Origin of the sequence: Pseudomonas sp. NFACC10-1 (assembly GCF_900119195.1) — a bacterium.
GTDB lineage: Bacteria > Pseudomonadota > Gammaproteobacteria > Pseudomonadales > Pseudomonadaceae > Aquipseudomonas > Aquipseudomonas cerasi.
Genome location: NZ_FPJB01000006.1, coordinates 229,064 through 244,523, shown reverse-complemented (window position 1 = coordinate 244,523; position 15,460 = coordinate 229,064). Strand labels below are relative to the sequence as shown.

16 protein-coding genes are annotated in these 15,460 nt (G+C 59.7%); 5 read left to right on the top strand and 11 right to left on the bottom strand.

The annotated features are described in order from the left end of the window. Window positions 1–5 precede the first annotated feature (5 nt). Both imuA and lexA read right to left on the bottom strand, forming a co-directional pair. A complete protein-coding gene (gene imuA / locus BT119_RS18515; protein WP_044308242.1) occupies window positions 6–626 on the bottom strand; it encodes a translesion DNA synthesis-associated protein ImuA in 621 nt (206 codons plus the stop codon). Further along, the gene (gene lexA, locus BT119_RS18510; protein WP_044308171.1) at window positions 626–1,243 is read right to left on the bottom strand and encodes a transcriptional repressor LexA; all 618 of its coding nucleotides are present in this window, start codon (window positions 1,241–1,243) and stop codon (window positions 626–628) included. The genes imuA and lexA overlap by 1 nt, the downstream gene beginning before the upstream one ends. Window positions 1,244–1,447: 204 nt before the next feature. Between lexA and BT119_RS18505 the strand changes: the two genes are divergently transcribed. Then, window positions 1,448–2,443 (top strand): aldo/keto reductase, encoded by a 996-nt coding sequence (locus BT119_RS18505; RefSeq protein WP_072366571.1) that lies wholly within the window; start codon window positions 1,448–1,450, stop codon window positions 2,441–2,443. Window positions 2,444–2,459: 16 nt separating this feature from the next. On the opposite strand, the gene BT119_RS18500 is transcribed toward BT119_RS18505, so the two are convergent. Then, the gene (locus tag BT119_RS18500; RefSeq protein WP_032609586.1) at window positions 2,460–3,146 is read right to left on the bottom strand and encodes a hypothetical protein; all 687 of its coding nucleotides are present in this window, start codon (window positions 3,144–3,146) and stop codon (window positions 2,460–2,462) included. 474 nt (window positions 3,147–3,620) lie between these two features. Between BT119_RS18500 and BT119_RS18490 the strand changes: the two genes are divergently transcribed. Genes BT119_RS18490 through BT119_RS18480 form a run of 3 tightly spaced genes read left to right on the top strand, consistent with a single transcriptional unit; the run spans window position 3,621 to window position 6,190 of the window. Beyond that, a complete protein-coding gene (locus BT119_RS18490) occupies window positions 3,621–4,631 on the top strand; it encodes an aliphatic sulfonate ABC transporter substrate-binding protein (RefSeq protein ID WP_058396959.1) in 1,011 nt (336 codons plus the stop codon). Beyond that, window positions 4,628–5,473, top strand: a complete 846-nt coding sequence (locus tag BT119_RS18485) for an ABC transporter permease (RefSeq protein WP_003369517.1) — start codon at window positions 4,628–4,630, stop codon at window positions 5,471–5,473. The genes BT119_RS18490 and BT119_RS18485 overlap by 4 nt, the downstream gene beginning before the upstream one ends. A 3-nt stretch (window positions 5,474–5,476) precedes the next feature. Then, complete coding sequence (locus BT119_RS18480; RefSeq protein WP_072366569.1) at window positions 5,477–6,190, top strand: ABC transporter ATP-binding protein; 714 nt, start codon at window positions 5,477–5,479, stop codon at window positions 6,188–6,190. A gap of 6 nt (window positions 6,191–6,196) precedes the next feature. Here BT119_RS18480 and BT119_RS18475 read toward each other — a convergent pair whose 3' ends face one another. Continuing rightward, entirely contained in the window at window positions 6,197–7,276 is a 1,080-nt protein-coding gene (locus BT119_RS18475; protein WP_003434083.1) for a polyamine ABC transporter substrate-binding protein, read from the bottom strand. A 389-nt stretch (window positions 7,277–7,665) separates the two neighbouring features. Between BT119_RS18475 and BT119_RS18470 the strand changes: the two genes are divergently transcribed. Continuing rightward, window positions 7,666–7,932, top strand: a complete 267-nt coding sequence (locus BT119_RS18470; RefSeq protein ID WP_003420677.1) for a DUF1652 domain-containing protein — start codon at window positions 7,666–7,668, stop codon at window positions 7,930–7,932. Between the two features lie 10 nt (window positions 7,933–7,942). On the opposite strand, the gene BT119_RS18465 is transcribed toward BT119_RS18470, so the two are convergent. The 7 genes from BT119_RS18465 to BT119_RS18435 all read right to left on the bottom strand — a co-directional run bounded on the left by BT119_RS18465 (window position 7,943) and on the right by BT119_RS18435 (window position 15,453). After that, window positions 7,943–10,435 carry a UvrD-helicase domain-containing protein gene (locus BT119_RS18465; RefSeq protein WP_058417135.1) on the bottom strand — a complete coding sequence of 831 codons (2,493 nt, stop codon included), beginning with the start codon at window positions 10,433–10,435 and terminating at the stop codon, window positions 7,943–7,945. Between the two features lie 129 nt (window positions 10,436–10,564). Continuing rightward, entirely contained in the window at window positions 10,565–11,488 is a 924-nt protein-coding gene (locus BT119_RS18460) for a 2-dehydro-3-deoxygluconokinase (RefSeq protein ID WP_054081459.1), read from the bottom strand. Window positions 11,489–11,515: 27 nt separating this feature from the next. Continuing rightward, window positions 11,516–12,718: an amino acid deaminase gene (locus BT119_RS18455; RefSeq protein ID WP_072366567.1), complete on the bottom strand. Its 1,203-nt coding sequence runs from the start codon at window positions 12,716–12,718 to the stop codon at window positions 11,516–11,518. Between the two features lie 16 nt (window positions 12,719–12,734). Beyond that, window positions 12,735–13,499, bottom strand: coding sequence for an IclR family transcriptional regulator (locus tag BT119_RS18450; RefSeq protein WP_044308177.1), 765 nt, complete (start codon window positions 13,497–13,499; stop codon window positions 12,735–12,737). Between the two features lie 82 nt (window positions 13,500–13,581). Next, window positions 13,582–13,968, bottom strand: coding sequence for a RidA family protein (locus tag BT119_RS18445; protein WP_003369497.1), 387 nt, complete (start codon window positions 13,966–13,968; stop codon window positions 13,582–13,584). 40 nt (window positions 13,969–14,008) lie between these two features. Beyond that, on the bottom strand, window positions 14,009–14,794 hold the full coding sequence (locus BT119_RS18440) for an amino acid ABC transporter ATP-binding protein (RefSeq protein WP_072366565.1): 786 nt from the start codon (window positions 14,792–14,794) through the stop codon (window positions 14,009–14,011). After that, complete coding sequence (locus BT119_RS18435; RefSeq protein WP_003434088.1) at window positions 14,791–15,453, bottom strand: amino acid ABC transporter permease; 663 nt, start codon at window positions 15,451–15,453, stop codon at window positions 14,791–14,793. Before BT119_RS18435 ends, BT119_RS18440 begins: the two co-directional genes overlap by 4 nt. Between the last annotated feature and the right edge of the window lie 7 nt (window positions 15,454–15,460).

Below are 15,460 nucleotides of genomic sequence, written 5' to 3'. Positions count from 1 at the left end.
GAACCTCAAGCGTCGGTCGGGAACGGAATGGGGAAAGGCGGCGCAAGTCCGCCCCGGCATTTGAGCACCCGCAACTGTGCCGGGCGGGTATCTATAGCTATGCGCAGGGCTGCGGGTGAAGGGTTGGCGGCGGCCTGCTGCGGGCGACAGGCAAAAGCCAGGGTCTGCCCGGTTTCGGCAGCCACCTGCAAGCGTCGCAGCGCACGGTCATCGACCATGCCGGGCCAGCACACGACCGCGCCACAACTGCCGGAACGCAGGCATTGCTCGGCGGCCCACAAGGCATCACGGGGACTCGCCTCGATCACCACCAACTGGCGCAGATCGACACCGGCGGCCAGCCAGGCCTGTGGATACGGAATATAAGGCGGTGCGACCAGCACAATGCGCTCAGCGATTGCGGAAAGCCGTGCCAGGCTTGGCCACAGCAGGCGCAGTTCGCCGCTGCCATTGGCCGGAATGAGGATTTCAGTCAGGGCCGCTGCAGGCCAGCCGCCGGTGGGCAATGCAGCATCCAGCAACACGTGGCCACTGGGCTGCGGGCTGACCGGTGGCGCGCTCTGCTGGCGCCCTTTCCAGACCCTGCGCTCATCCAGCAAGGCATCCAGGCTGACCACCGCGCCCATCATTCGCGGCGCACCAGCCCGCAGAACACACCTTCGATGGCGAAGTCCTGATCGGGCGTGACGATGATCGGCTCGTAGGCCGGGTTGCGCGGCAACAGGCGCACCTGCTCGGCGCGGCGTTGCAGGCGTTTGATGGTCACCTCGCCGTCCAGCCGGGCAACCACGATCTGCCCGTCACTGGCCTGCGGGTTACGGTGCACGCCCACCAGATCGCCATCGAGAATACCGTCCTCGATCATCGAGTCACCCTGCACACGCAGCAGGTAGTCCGGCACACGGGTAAAGGTGCTGCGGTCCAGGTGCAGCGTGCTGTGTATATCGAGGTCAGGCCCGATAGGTGCGCCCGCCGCCACGCGCCCCAGTACCGGGATTTCCAGCAATTCGGGGCGTGGCTCACTGTTCAGCAGGCGAATGCCCCGGGCCTGATGCGCTACGACTTCGATCAGCCCGGCCTCGGTGAGGGCCACAATGTGTTTGCGCGCCACGCTGCGCGAAGCAAAACCGAAAGCCTCGGAAATTTCCGCCAGGCTCGGTGATTGCCCCTGCTGCGCGATGCGATCGCGGATGAAGGTAAGGATGGCGCTGCGTCGAGGAGATAATGTGCTCATGGAGTACATTTGTACTCCATTCGACATTGCGTGACTAGCGCGCTTTGTCGGATTCGAGAGGCGCGGTGTTGCATGCCCAACGACAGGCGATGAACACCGCTATGGGCGACATTGTTTGGATTTCAACAACAGTGAAATAAGAAACACCCGGTTTATTGAGCTTGGCAAAGAGGCGAAACTCGACCGCTCTTTCAACGATCAGGAGCACTCATTGTGATCACGCGCCAATTGGGTCAACTCGGTCCGCACGTATCCGCCGTCGGGCTGGGCTGCATGGGAATGTCGGACTTCTACACCACCGGCATCGATGAAAAGGAATCCATCGCCACCTTGCACCGCGCACTGGAGCTGGGTGTCACCTTTTTCGATACAGCGGACATGTACGGCCCGCACACCAATGAAGCCTTGCTTGGCCGGGCCCTCGAAGGCAAGCGTGAAGGTATTTACCTGGCCAGCAAGTTCGGCATCGTGCGTGGCGACGATCCGCATGCACGTGGCGTCAATGGCAGCCCGACGTACATTCGCCAGTCCATCGACGCCAGTCTGAAGCGGCTGAACACCGATTACCTTGATCTCTATTATCAGCACCGCGTCGACCCAAAGGTGCCCATCGAGGACACCGTTGGCGCCATGGCCGAACTGGTCAAGGCTGGCAAGGTTCGCCACATAGGCATCTGTGAAGCCAGTGCAGCGACCATCGAAAAGGCCCACGCGGTGCATCCGTTGGCAGCTGTGCAGAGCGAGTACTCACTCTGGTCACGCGATCCGGAACAGAATGGCGTGCTTGCCACCTGCCGTCGCCTGGGCATTGCCTTCGTGGCTTACAGTCCGCTCGGCCGGGGGTTTCTGACCGGTGAATTGCGCACCCCGGACGATTTCGCGGCCGATGACTATCGTCGCTTCACCCCACGGTTTCAGGGCGAAAACTTCAATCGCAATCTGCAATTGGTCGAGAAGGTCAAGGCACTGGCTACGGCCAGAGGCATCAGCGCGTCGCAACTGGCGCTGGCCTGGGTGCTTGCCCAGGGAGAGGACATCATTCCGATCCCGGGCACCAAACAGCGCAAGTACCTGGAAAGCAACGTGGCCGCAGCTTCATTGACGCTGAGTACCGATGACCTTGCCCAGCTGGAAGCGATTTTTCCGGCTCAGGGGTCGGCATCCGGCGAGCGCTATAGCGCGGAGTCGATGAAGTCCCTCAATGGCTAACGCTTGCGATTCGAGATCAGGTCGCCTCAGGGCAGGTCTCGGTGCCGTTGTTGAGGCCCTGTTTTTGATTCTTGTAATCGAGCGTGGCCTTGCCATCGACCCATTTCAGGGTGACGACAATCACTGAGTCGAAATCATCGTTCGTCCAGTCATCCAGCAGGTTAGTGCTCTTGCCGGACGCTTCTTCAGCAACCTTGTTGATCAGCTCCGGCAGGTAGCCATGCGACCAGGCGGTGTAGATAACTGCGTTGTGGTACTTGTCCCGCATCAGCTCATCGGCCAGGTCGGCGGTGTCGTTGGCACCAAAGTCGAGGTTGACGGGCAGACCCAGTTTGATTGCGCTGGGCCCTACCGTCATCAGCGGACGCACGTAGCTGTAGGACTGATCGCCCTCACCCTCTTCCACATGTCGGCTCGGATTGGCAGCGAAAATGAAGTCAGCCTTGCCGAATTCCCTGGGCAGGACTTCCGACAGTTCTATCGCCCTGTTGAGCCCCTGACAGTTCAGTTGCCCCAACCCCATGGCCGGTTTTTCGGCATGCCGAAGGAATACCAGTGTCTGGGTGCCATTCTTGGGCTCTGCGTGCACGCCTTTGCCCATGGTGAACAGGGCCAGGGCCGAAGCCACCAGCAAGGAGGGGAAGAAGCACCACGCAAGACGGCGCTGAAGTCGGGTGATGGAAGGCATTTTCGGCATATTCATTATTTTCTGAGTCCGGTGCGCATTTGAAAGGGGACAGCCATCTGGCTGGTGCGAATACGCAGGCTTGTGCAGCTCGCCCTGGAAATTTCTGCGGATCAGTCAAACAGGGTCACGCGCGAATCTTAGTGCGCACATGTTTCGAAATTAAGAATGTGGACGATTAAGAGTGTCAAAAAACGATTCTGTTGCAATACCGGCAAAAAAAATCGTCTGACAAGCAGAGAAAATGTCAAAAAATCGTCGAAGATGGGTCATCAGACCGACTGTTTGCCTGGCAACAGCCATTCAACAGACCGCTGTCAGATCAACATCACGGACGTCGGAAAACTGCGTAAAGCTCCGGAATTCAAGCCCCTGCTGTTTGGCATAGAGCGTGCAATATTCCTGTTCTGAATTTCACGCCCTGCGAACTGCCTGTTTTGGAATATACCAGCCGATCGCTGCGGCTCTAGTTTTCCTGACCTGGATGCCACTATGCCACAACCCTCCGTTTCCTTTCGGTTGCTGTCTCCCCGTGCGCTGATTCGCTGGATGGCCAACACCTGCGTATTGGCGTTGAGCCTCAACGGCGCGGTGCAGGCCGCCGAGGCCGTACCTGCCGAAATCCGTCTGGACTATGCCTACTATTCGCCGGTCAGCCTGGCGCTCAAGCATTTTGGCTGGCTGGAGAAAGCCCTGCCGGAGGCGAAAGTCACCTGGGTGTTGAGCCAGGGCAGCAACCGCTCGCTGGAATACCTGAACAGTGGCAGCGTCGACTTTGCATCGTCGGCCAGCCTGTCTGCGGTGCTGGCCCGGGCCAATGGCAGCCCGATCAAATCGGTGTATGTCTACAGCCGGGCAGAATGGACGGCTCTGGTGGTGCGCAAGGATTCTCCCCTGCAATCGGTTGCCGAACTCAAAGGCAAGAAAATAGCCGCCACCAAAGGCACCGACCCTTATCTGTTCACCTTGCGTGCGCTGCAGAAGGCCGGGCTGAAAAAGGATGATGTCGAGTTGCTGCACCTGCAGCATCCCGATGGACGCACCGCCCTCGAAAAAGGCGACGTAGATGCCTGGGCTGGGCTTGACCCGCACATGGCGGCCAGTGAAATACAGTCCGGCTCGCGCCTGCTTTACCGCAACAAGGACTTCAACAGCTATGGCGTACTGAGCGTCACGGAAACCTACGCCAGGGAACATCCACAGGCGATCAGAACAGTATTGAGCGCTTATGAGCAGGCTCGGGAATGGGCAGTGAAAAACCCTGACGAGCTGGCCAGGCTGCTGGCGACCGAGTCGGGTTTGCCGCTGGAAGTCGCCAGGCTGCAATTGACCCGCACAGACCTGAGCAACCCGCAACTGAGCGCGAAAGACATGGAAGCGTCCAAGGCCGCGGCGCCGATTCTGGTTTCCGAGGATCTGGTGCGCAAAGGCGTCAATGTCGAGCAGGTCATCGATCAACTGATCACGCCTGAATTCTCCAAAGCCGTGATCGCCACTCCATGACCAGCCGGGACAAAGCGTTGTCTGCATCAGCGCAGGCAGCACCGGACAAGTCGCAACCAACGCTTTGGCAGCGCTACCGAACGCCACTCAAGGGCCTGGTGGTGCCGGCGGCGATCATCGTCCTGCTGGAAGTTATCGTCCGTATCGGCTGGCTGCCTGCCTACCAGATGCCAGCGCCCAGCGAGATCGTGCTGACCCTTCGCGATCTGGCGGACGGTGCGTTGTGGAAGCACATCAGTGCCAGTCTGTTGCGTGTGCTCAGCGGCTTTGTGATCGGCGCGAGCCTGGCCCTGGTGTTTGCTGCGTGGGTGGGGCTCAGTCGTGAAGCAGAGGCGTATCTGGAGCCGACGTTCGCCGGGCTTCGCTCCATTCCAAGCCTGGCTTGGGTGCCGCTTCTGCTGTTGTGGCTGGGCATTGGCGAAACATCGAAAATCGTGCTGATTGCCATCGGCGCGTTCTTTCCGGTCTACCTCAACGGCGTGGCTGCGATTCGAGGCATTGACCGAAAGCTGGTGGAAGTCGGCCAGATGTATGGCTTGAGCCGCTATCGCCTGACCCGGCGCATCCTTCTGCCCGCCGCCCTGCCCGGCCTGTTTACCGGTTTGCGCAGCGGCATGAGCCTGTCGTGGATGTTTCTGGTGGCCGCCGAGCTGATCGCGGCCACCAAAGGCCTGGGCTACCTGCTCAGTGACGGACGCGAAACCTCGCGCCCGGACATCGTGCTGGCGGCCATCATCGTTCTGGCCACACTGGGCAAACTCAGCGACGGTCTGCTGGCAAACCTTGAAAAACGCTTCCTGGCCTGGCGCGACACATTCAACGGGCAAAGCCGTGAGGGTTGATAGATGCCGGAATCACTGATGGACATACGCGTCGACCACAAGGCATTTGCGGGCAATACCGTACTGCACGGCATCGATCTGTCGCTGCAGTCGGGGGAAATCGTCAGCCTGCTGGGCCCCAGCGGCTGCGGCAAAAGCACGCTGCTGAGAATTGTCGCCGGACTGGAGCAGGATTTTCGTGGCTCGGTGCGGCGCATTCAGGGCGAAGTGGCGTTCGTGTTTCAAGAGCCGCGCCTGATGCCCTGGCTGACCGTCGCACAGAATATCGGTTTCAGTGATGATGACCGCTACGACCGCCGCTGGGTCGGTCAATTGATCGAAGAAGTGGGCCTTTCCGGTTTTGCCGACGCCTTGCCCAAAGCGCTGTCAGGTGGCATGGCGCAGCGTGTGGCGATCGCGCGCGGCCTGTATTCGCACCCGGCGGTGTTGCTGCTGGATGAACCGTTCAGCGCAGTCGATGCGTTTACCCGGATGAGGCTTCAGGACCTGCTGCTGCAACTGGCTGCGCGCCATGCCATCACCCTGTTGCTGGTGACCCATGATGTCGACGAGGCGTTGTACCTGAGTGACCGTGTGCTGGTGATGGGCAGCCGTCCCGGCACAATCACCCACGATTTGCCGGTCGGGCTGCAGACGCCGAGGGATCGTCGCGATCCGCTGCTGGCGCGATTGAAGGCTCAGGCGCTGACCGAGCTGCAGCAGGCCCATGTCATCTGAACAGCGTTACCTGCCGGCCCTGAATGTGTCCCAGAGCTTCTCGCGCAACGTATTGATAGTGTCCGAGACCTGAGACATCACGAACAGGCGGCTCAACATGTCGGCGTCCGGGTACACCGTGGTATCGGTCCACAGGCCGGGACCGATCAGCGCGTCGGCCTTTTCATTGCCATTGGCGTAATGCACCGTATTGGTGATGTTGGCGATCACTTCGGGGCGCAACAGGTAATTCAGAAACGCGTAGGCGCCCTTGGTATCGGTGGCGTCAGCCGGTATGGCGACCATGTCGAACCACATGGGTGCGCCCTCCTTCGGAACGACATAATCGATGGTAAAGCCATTGCCTTCTTTCTGCGCCTGCTCCTGAGCCTGGGAAATATCCCCGGAATAGCCCACTGCGACACAAATACTGCCCTTCGCGAGGTCGGCGATGTAATCGGCAGAGCTGAAATTGCGTATGTACGGCCGTACGCTGTCCAGTACCGCCTTTGCCTGACGGTAGTCGTCAGGCACTTCACTGTGCGGCGGCAAGCCAAGGTAATTCAGGGTGATCGGCAGAAGAGCCGGTGCGCTGTCGAGAAATACGACACCGCATTGGGCGAGTTTTTTCATGTTTTCCGGCTTGAGCACCAGATCCCATGAATCGAGCGGTACATCCTTGCCGAGGATGGCCTTGACCTTGGCTACGTCATAGCCGATGCCGGTACTGCCCCACAGATAGGGGAAACCATGCTGATTACCGGGGTCACTGCCCTCCAGCGCCTTGAGCAGGACCGGGTTGAGGTTTTTCCAGTTGGGCAATTGACGCTTGTCGAGGGTTTTGAGCAGCCCACTCTGGATTTGTCTTCCCATGAAATGAATGGACGGAAAAACCACATCGTAGCCTGAGTGGCCGGCCAGCAGTTTTGCGTTCAGCGCCTCATTGGTTTCAAAGGTTTGGTAAGTGGTCTTGAAGCCGGTGGCGGCTTCGAAATTCTTCAGGGTGTCCGGCGCTATATAGTCCGTCCAGTTGTAGATATTGACCGTCTCCGCCGCGTGACTGGTGGAGGCCAGCAACACCAGTGCGGCAAGGGATTTTCTCAGCATGTGCAGTTCCTCGGGTCAATAGCGACAGCTTGCCCCAGACCCGGCACGAAAACCATCCTCGTCACGGCAAATTCAGTCCGTTGAAGGACTTGCGGCAGCGGCTCGGCAGATGCATGGAGCGTGCCCATTGATACCTTCGAATGACACCGGTCATATAATTGATTTTTTTATGCTGCGTCATAAAAAATTTTTCCAGAACGGCACTGGCAAATGCTATTTTCAGTATTCGTCAGACCGCTCAGCGATCCTGCTGGAAAGCAACTTGACCGACCGATGATGCGTACTGCTGGTCATCGTCTCGTCATCATGGCTTTACCGGACGCATTCTGGCTGTCTGCCTACCCATTGGAGCAAGGGAAGTGCTCGATTGATTCAGGTGGGCCATCGTCATGACTAAAGTCACATTCCCCAATGCATGCCAACTGATGCGCTGGCACTTCCATCCCGTGGGCTTTGAAGCCTCGATGGATGCGCCAGGGAGCATGATTGCGCGACTTTTCGACCGTGCCAGCGGTGAGACCGTGGTCGCCATTGCCGGCCTGCCCTGTTCTACCGTGATGAATGCCGCAGACGTGGAGCGCATCATCGAAGCGATCGAGGACGAGCTGGAGTTATTCGGCACTCAGACGCAACGACAGATCGCCGGTTTCATCTGACATGAACGCCTCAGCCAGCACGAACCCTGTTACGCAGGTCTTCGAAGAAAGGCTTGTCGCGGGCAATCCTGTCTGACGCTTTGGGCACCTGAACTGCTTCTCCCGAACTGGCGCTTTCATCGATATACCAATAACAGTGCCGCGCCGAGCGAGTAATGGCGACATAGGCCAGACGCAAGACTTCATCCTTCTGTGCTGTATCGAATGGCTGAAGATCACTCGCATCACCCAGCCCTGCCAACCGGTAAACCTGATTCTTGTATGGCGAGACGGTCAGATGCTGACAATCGCCCAGCAGAAATACGGCATCCGCCTGCAAGCCCTTGGAACTGTGGTAGGTCAGCGTTCTGATGCGGCGATTCTGCGCGCCATTTGCCGAATCAGCGTCGATCAATACCTGCAGGCGCGTCGAGAAACGTGCCTTCTCGCTGCCCTTGCGGTACAGCAGCAGGATCGAGTCGCCATCGTGATAGTGCTCGGCGACCCGCTCGGCAAGCTCGTCCTCATCGCGATCCAGTACCTTGACCGGCAGCAGCTCCTGGAGCGTGCCACTGGCGCGGGCCTTCTTGCCGGGGATAGCCGGGGCCGCACGGACGATGTGCTCGGCGGCGTCGATGATGTGCTGATGACTGCGAAAATTGTCGCTGAGCATGACCCTGGTGGTCGCCGGGGAGGAAAACTCCTTTGCGAACTCCATGAAGTATTTCGGTGAACTGCCGCGCCAGCCGTAGATCGACTGCCAATCGTCACCGACACATAACAACGATGAGTGCTGAGCGATGCGGCCGGTGTGCAATGCCGGACCACGACGCCTGATTTCGCGCAGGCTGGCGCGTAGCCATGAAACGATCTGCGGCGAGACGTCCTGGAACTCGTCGATCATCAAATGCGCCAAGGGTCTGAGCATCGGGTCACTGACGTGCTTGAGGTTCTCGGGAGACGTTTCGCCGAACAAGGCAAACATGCGGTTGTAGGTCATGATCGGCGGCGATTGAGCCAGCAGGTGCGTTTCGAAGGCTTTCCAGAACAGGCTGAGCGCTTCGAAGAAGAAACGGTCCGGGTCATCGCTGGCAAAACTCATCTCGGATACAGCGCTCGGCACATCCAGCCCGAGGTTCTCGATGAAGCTGGCAGCCGTGACAAAACAGTCAAGCAAGGGTGCCGCACCGAGCTCGCCCTTGACCCGGTAATCGAATCCAGGCCCCGCGACGGCATCGCCTGCCAGGGATTGCAAAACCTGATTGGCTGACTGGTAATTATCCATCCATATCAAAGGCTTATTGCAGAAAGCTTGAAACAGGGTGCGCTTTATGACGCCCTCTGCCCACACCGGTAACTTGGCGCCAGGGCGCTTGAGTTGCTGGTCCTCACTGGCGTCCAGACCCAGCACAACCCAAGCATCCAGCTCAGCGATATAGCCGTGAAACGAAAATGAAAAACCATTTATTTCAACAGCTTGGCGCATGGGCTCAATGCCCTTTATAGGCCAGGCCCCGGCGCGGATCCACAAGTCTTCAACGGTGTCACACCACTCTTCATCGCGTTTCGAGGACAATTCGGTCACGGCGACCCGTTTCTGCACATCAGGGTGATCGCGGTCCAGTTCCTTGAGCTGCAGGGCATGGCGATACAGCGGCGCCATGACTTCGCGAAAACGCTCATTGCCAGCGTACAGATCGCGATAGCAGAGATTGAGTTGCTGGCGCTGCGCATCGTTGATCCGCAAGTCGAAGGGGTTGCTGTCCGCCTCTTCCAGACCGGAAGACTGGCTGCTCAGGTTCTCGAACGCGCGCAGCTGCTCAAACCCCGGCAGACTGCGCACCAGCGGCAGAATGCGTGAATGGAAGGTGCGCACTACCTCGCGCGCCTGCTTTTGCTCCAGCGCATGCCCCCAGAGGGCCATGATGTCGATCAGTTTGCTGATGAAGTCCTTGCGCGACTCGCGGGTGAAGGTCACCACCGTCATGGCGTTCAGTTCGAAGCCCAGGTAGTGATGCAGCAGCAGAATCCGCAGTACCAGCGACGTGGACTTGCCCGCGCCCGCCCCGGCAATCACGTAGGTCGACGGCGTGTCGCTGAAAATCATCTTCCACTGTGCCGTGCTGGGCTGGGCATGTGCGGGGAGCTTTTCGGCGACATCGGCCTTGATGCGCTTTTTCAGTTCAGGTGTGAGTGCCAGTCGCCAGTCATCGAACAGATGATCATCGACCTTGGGGCCACGATGCCGTGCTGGCCGGGTATCGCTGATGACCAGCACCTGACGGCCCGACTCTTGGCCATCCAGATAACCCTCTTCATAGCCTTCACGCACGCCTTCGATGTGGCCGTTCAGATAACCGTCGGCATGCCCCTGCGACCATGAGGGCGCGTGCTGCGAGCGCAGTCCGGTAAGACCACGCCCCATCAGCCGCGCCAACAGGCGTCGAAAAAACGGCAATTGCCGGGGCGGTACAAGGTCGACATCCAGGTCATGAGGAAGCGCAGAAGGCAGGTCGTCAGGCACGCAGACTCCGGTGGTGGGCTCGCAGGCGAAAAGGTCGCCTATGGTGGCCGGATTTTCGCGCGGGTTCCAGCGAAATGCTTGTCTGTCAGTGTGTTAGCCGATCAACTGCATGTTCTGTGGCAAGTGCTATCAGACTGGCATGACCGACTTGGGCACCAGCGCGCCTGGGTGCTGGATCACGATACTGGCCAGACGATGCCCTGCTTCCGCCGCCTGCAGCGGGTGGTCACCCGTGAGCCGGGCCGCGAGATAGCCGGCACTGAAGGAGTCACCCGCTGCCGTGGTGTCGACCACACGCTCGACCTTCTGCGCTGCGATGTCGAAACGTTCGCCGCCGGCTTCGACGAGGCAACTCTGCGCGCCACGCTTGACGACGATTTCACCGATGCCGCGCCCGCGATAGGCGGCCAGCAGCTGTTCGCTGTCGGCATAGCCATACAGTGCCTGCTCGTCGTCTTCGGTCAGCAAGGCCAGATCCACATGCTGCAGACACGCACGGTAGGCTTCGCGGGCTTGCTCGACACTGGCCCACAGACGCGGACGATAGTTGTTGTCGAAGGCGACCCTGACTCCGCGCTGACGCGCACGCGCCAATGCCTCCAGTAGTTTGGCACGCCCCTGCTCGCCAAGCACTGCCAGGGTAATGCCGCTGAAATACAGCACGTCATAGCTGGCCAGCGCTGCCAGGATCGGCTCGGCCGCCGGGGTCATGAAGCAGTCCCGCACGGCAGCTTCGTTGCGCCAGTAGAGAAAGCGCCGCTCACCATTGGCGTCGGTCTGGATGCAGTAGAGTCCCGGCAAGCGTCCGGGCAGGCGCTGCACCTTGCCCAGACCGATGCCCTCGTCCGCCCAGATCCGGCACATCGCGTCGCTGAAGCTGTCGTCACCCAGTGCCGTAACGTAGTCGACCTTGGCCCGCTCACCCAGCAATCGGGAAAGGTAAACCGCCGTATTGAGTGTGTCGCCGCCGAAGCTCTGGCGCAGACTGCCATCGGCATGTTGTTGCAGTTCGATCATGCATTCGCCGATCAGGGCGACCCGTGGAAGGCTCATGTGACGATACTCCTGCAAATACTTTGACTAGAAATATGTACTGAAAGACTCGATCACGCGCAGGTCATTATCCACCAGGCAACCTGAACGCCACTTGTCGAACGTCAGACACGGGTGCGAGGTGCCGAAGGAAATGATATCGCCGACCTTCAACTCGCATCCGGGTGCAACCGTCATGAACGCGTGCTGGTCCATAACCGCCGTCACCTTGCAGGCGCTCACATCGTCGCCAGCCGATTGCACGCCTGGCTTGTAACGCAGCAGCGGGTTGGGCAACCCGGCGTCGTAGGCAACATCGCGCTTGCCCATGGCAATCACTGCAAAGCCCGGTTCCGGCAGGGATTGCACATGCGCCCAGACCTCCAGGGCCGGGCGCAGTGCTTCGCTCAATTCGGCGCGCCGATCCAGCACGCAGCACTGCGCCTCCTTGTAGATGCCGTGGTCATGCACCACATAGCTGCCGGGCCGCAGCACGCTGAGGAAGCGCTCGCGAACAGACTGGGCATCGAAGGCTTCGGCGATCAGGTCATACCAGGCCGAGCCGGAGGCTGTGACGATCGGGCGATCCAGGGCGAAGGCGCCCTTGTCCTGCAGGTCGACAGCCAGGCGCACCAGCGATGCGGCAAAGGCCTTGATGCCTTGGATGGCGTGGTCGCCGTGAATGACGCCCTCGTACCCTTCAATGCCGGTCAATGCCAGCGCCGGCTGTGCCAGAACAGCGTCGGCCAGCGCCAGCACCTGCTCTTCGCTACGGCAGCCGCAACGCCCGCCAGGTACGCCGTATTCGATCATCACGTTCAAACGCAGGCCACGCGCAGCGAAAAACTCGCCCAGCGCAGTGACATTGTCCGGATGGTCGACCATGCAGTGAAACTCGAACATGGGATCAGCCAGCATGTCGGCAACGATTGCCATGTTCGGCGCACCGACCAACTGGTTGGCCATCAGCACCCGGCGCACGCCATGCGCATAAGCGGCCTGCGTCTGGACCGCCGTGGCGAGGGTCATGCCCCATGCGCCTGCGTCCAGTTGCCGGCGAAACAGCGCGGGCACCATACTGGTCTTGCCGTGCGGTGCCAGCTCTGCACCGCTGTCGCTGACAAACTGCTGCATCCAGCGAATATTGTGTTGCAGCGCCTGATTATGAATTACCAGTGCGGGCAGGCTGACATCACTGACCAGGCTGTCACCCGGCTGCGCAGTACCCTTGTCCATTACGGCGGTGCTCATCGATAATCTCCTGCGGTTATTCATTGATACGGCGAGCCAGGCCATTGGCGCTTTCGATCAGCACCCGCCGATAGTCATCGTAGTGGGTCTTGGCGTCGGCACGCGGCGCGACGATGCACAGCGTGGCGATGCACTGACCGTGTTCGTTGTTCACCGGAGCGGCGAAGCAGTGGGTGAAGGTGTCAGCCACGCTATTGAAGGAAAAGAAGCCCTCCTCGCCGGCCTTGCGGATTTCCCGAAGAAAGGTCTCCAGCGGCAGACGTTCGCCCCCCGGCAGAATGAAGTCGTCGGGGTCGATCAGGTCGATGATCTGCTGATCGCTCAGGTGACTGAGCAACAGACGTCCGGACGCCGTCCATGGGATGGGCGCGTTCTCGCCGATGTCCGAAGAAATCCTGAAATGACGCTCACCCTCCTTCATCAGCGCCACGGTATATTTGCGACCATTGAGCAGGCACATCTGCGCAGTTTCCCGCGTCTGGCTGACGATCTCGCACAGGCAGGCTTCGGCCTCGCGAGTGAAATCGAAGTGCCGCAAGTGTGCCTGCCCCAGGAAATACAGCTGACGGCCAAGATAGACATGCCCGTCCTTGCCCACCGTCTCCAGAATCCGCCGCTCCAGCAACGATGCCACCAGCTCGTAAACCGTCGATTTGGGGCTGCCGATCCCGCTGGCAATCTCATTGGGGCGCATGGGCCTGGCCTTTTCCTTGAGAAAATCCAGGATATCGAACGCCCGGTCCAGTCCACGTGCCCGGCGCTTGATAGTGTCTTCGGTCATGAGATTCGTTCCTTGGGAAAGCGGCAAGCCAAAAGCCTCAGGTGATCGGGCTTCCGGCTTGCAACGTGTGGCTGCACGTGTGCTATTTGCGTTTGTAGGCAATACAGTCGATTTCGACCTTGCAGTCGACCATCATGCTGGCCTGAACGCAAGCGCGTGCCGGCGCATGCTCGGGGGTGAAGTACTCACCGAATACCTTGTTGAAACTCCAGAAGTCCCGCGGGTCCTCCAGCCATACACCGACCCGGATCACATCCTTGAGCGCATAACCGGCCTCTTCAAGAATTGCGATCAGGTTGCGCATGGTCTGGTGCGTCTGCTCGACGATGCCGCCGACGATGATCTCGCCATCCAGCGCAGGTACCTGGCCGGAAACGTGCAACCAGCCGTCAGCCTCGACGGCGCGAGCGAATGGGCGTGGCTGGCCGCCTCCTGCTGTGCTGCCTGCGCCATAACGGGTAATAGTCATGAGTTTTTCCTTGTCTTGAAGCATTGGACGTAGTGAACGTTTAAAAACGGATGTTCTTGAGAAACTCGCTCAAGCGCGCCGACTTCGGCTGCTCGAACAAGGCCTTGGGTGGCCCCTGCTCTTCGATGCGGCCCTGATTCATGAACACGATCTGGTCCGACACTTCGTAGGCGAAACGCATTTCGTGCGTCACCAGCAGCATGGTCATGCCCTCCTCGGCCAAGTCCTTGATGACGCTCAGCACTTCGCCCACCAGCTCCGGATCGAGTGCCGAAGTGACTTCGTCAAACAACATCAGGCTGGGGTTCATGGCAATGGCGCGGGCAATCGCCACACGCTGCTGCTGCCCGCCGGACAACTGACCGGGGAAGTGATTGCGCCGCTCCAGCAGGCCGACCCGGTCCAGCCACTTTTCGGCCAGCGCAACGGCTTGATCCTTGGGCATCTTCTTGACCTTGAGCAAGCCCAGGGTGACGTTCTGCAAGGCGCTGAGGTGCGGAAACAGGTTGAATTGCTGGAAGGCCATGCCGGTCATTGCCCGGTGTTGCGCGATCAGACGCTCCGGATGGCGGGTGCGCTTGCCGTCTACGTTGCTGTAGCCGATGTCCTGCCCCTCAAGACGGATATGCCCGCCCTGAAACTCTTCCAGCAGGTTGACGCAGCGCAGCAAGGTGGTCTTGCCCGAGCCGCTGGAACCGATCAGGGTCACGACATTGCCTTTCTGCATGCGCAGATCGACGCCCTTTAGCACCTCCACTGCGCCGTAGGATTTATGCAGGCCCTCGATGCTGAGCAGCGCCGGGCTGGGGTTATGAGTCTGTGTCATGGCAATGCCACCCGTTTTTCGATTTGCCGCCCAAGAAGCTCGATGGCGTAGTTGATGAGAAAGAACAGGAAACCTGCAAACAGGTAGAACTCCAGGGTCATGAACGTGCGCGCAATCACCTGCTGGGTGCTGAGCAGCAGTTCAGCCACACCGATCACCGAAAGCAGCGTCGACGCCTTGACGATCTCGGTTGAGGAGTTGACCCAGGTCGGCAGGATCTGGCGCATGGCCTGAGGCAGCAACACATAGCGCAGCGACTGGCCGAAGCGCAGACCGATGGCCTTGCCGGCTTCCAGTTGGCCACGGGGAATGGCCTGCAGGGCGCCGCGCACGATTTCCGAAACGTGAGAGCCGCAGAACAGCGTCAGGCCTATTGCGCCGGCCTGAAACGCGCTGATCTGCCAACCCAGCGCCGGCACCATGTAAAAGACCGCCAGCACTAGCACGAACACCGGGGTACCGCGAATCAGATCCACATAGAGCCGGATCGGCAAGCGCGCGAAAAAACCGCCGTAGGTCAGCACCAGACCGGCCAGCATGCCGATCAGCGTACCTGCGGCAATCGCCAGCGCCGAGCACTGGATACTGGTCAGAAAACCGGACCAGAGCACTTCCCGCGCATTCCACAATTCCTGCAGCCAGCCAGGGGGTTGATACATGACAGCC

What these genes read in the sequence shown, in the direction of transcription:
- BT119_RS18470 (WP_003420677.1), top strand. Translation starts at nt 7,666, where the DNA reads ATGACTAAAGTCACATTCCCCAATGCATGCCAACTGATGCGCTGGCAC.
- BT119_RS18455 (WP_072366567.1), bottom strand. Translation starts at nt 12,718, where the DNA reads ATGAGCACCGCCGTAATGGACAAGGGTACTGCGCAGCCGGGTGACAGC.
- BT119_RS18480 (WP_072366569.1), top strand. Translation starts at nt 5,477, where the DNA reads ATGCCGGAATCACTGATGGACATACGCGTCGACCACAAGGCATTTGCG.
- BT119_RS18450 (WP_044308177.1), bottom strand. Translation starts at nt 13,499, where the DNA reads ATGACCGAAGACACTATCAAGCGCCGGGCACGTGGACTGGACCGGGCG.
- BT119_RS18475 (WP_003434083.1), bottom strand. Translation starts at nt 7,276, where the DNA reads ATGCTGAGAAAATCCCTTGCCGCACTGGTGTTGCTGGCCTCCACCAGT.
- BT119_RS18440 (WP_072366565.1), bottom strand. Translation starts at nt 14,794, where the DNA reads ATGACACAGACTCATAACCCCAGCCCGGCGCTGCTCAGCATCGAGGGC.
- BT119_RS18490 (WP_058396959.1), top strand. Translation starts at nt 3,621, where the DNA reads ATGCCACAACCCTCCGTTTCCTTTCGGTTGCTGTCTCCCCGTGCGCTG.
- lexA (WP_044308171.1), bottom strand. Translation starts at nt 1,243, where the DNA reads ATGTACTCCATGAGCACATTATCTCCTCGACGCAGCGCCATCCTTACC.
- BT119_RS18435 (WP_003434088.1), bottom strand. Translation starts at nt 15,453, where the DNA reads ATGTATCAACCCCCTGGCTGGCTGCAGGAATTGTGGAATGCGCGGGAA.
- BT119_RS18460 (WP_054081459.1), bottom strand. Translation starts at nt 11,488, where the DNA reads ATGAGCCTTCCACGGGTCGCCCTGATCGGCGAATGCATGATCGAACTG.
- BT119_RS18500 (WP_032609586.1), bottom strand. Translation starts at nt 3,146, where the DNA reads ATGAATATGCCGAAAATGCCTTCCATCACCCGACTTCAGCGCCGTCTT.
- BT119_RS18485 (WP_003369517.1), top strand. Translation starts at nt 4,628, where the DNA reads ATGACCAGCCGGGACAAAGCGTTGTCTGCATCAGCGCAGGCAGCACCG.
- BT119_RS18445 (WP_003369497.1), bottom strand. Translation starts at nt 13,968, where the DNA reads ATGACTATTACCCGTTATGGCGCAGGCAGCACAGCAGGAGGCGGCCAG.
- imuA (WP_044308242.1), bottom strand. Translation starts at nt 626, where the DNA reads ATGGGCGCGGTGGTCAGCCTGGATGCCTTGCTGGATGAGCGCAGGGTC.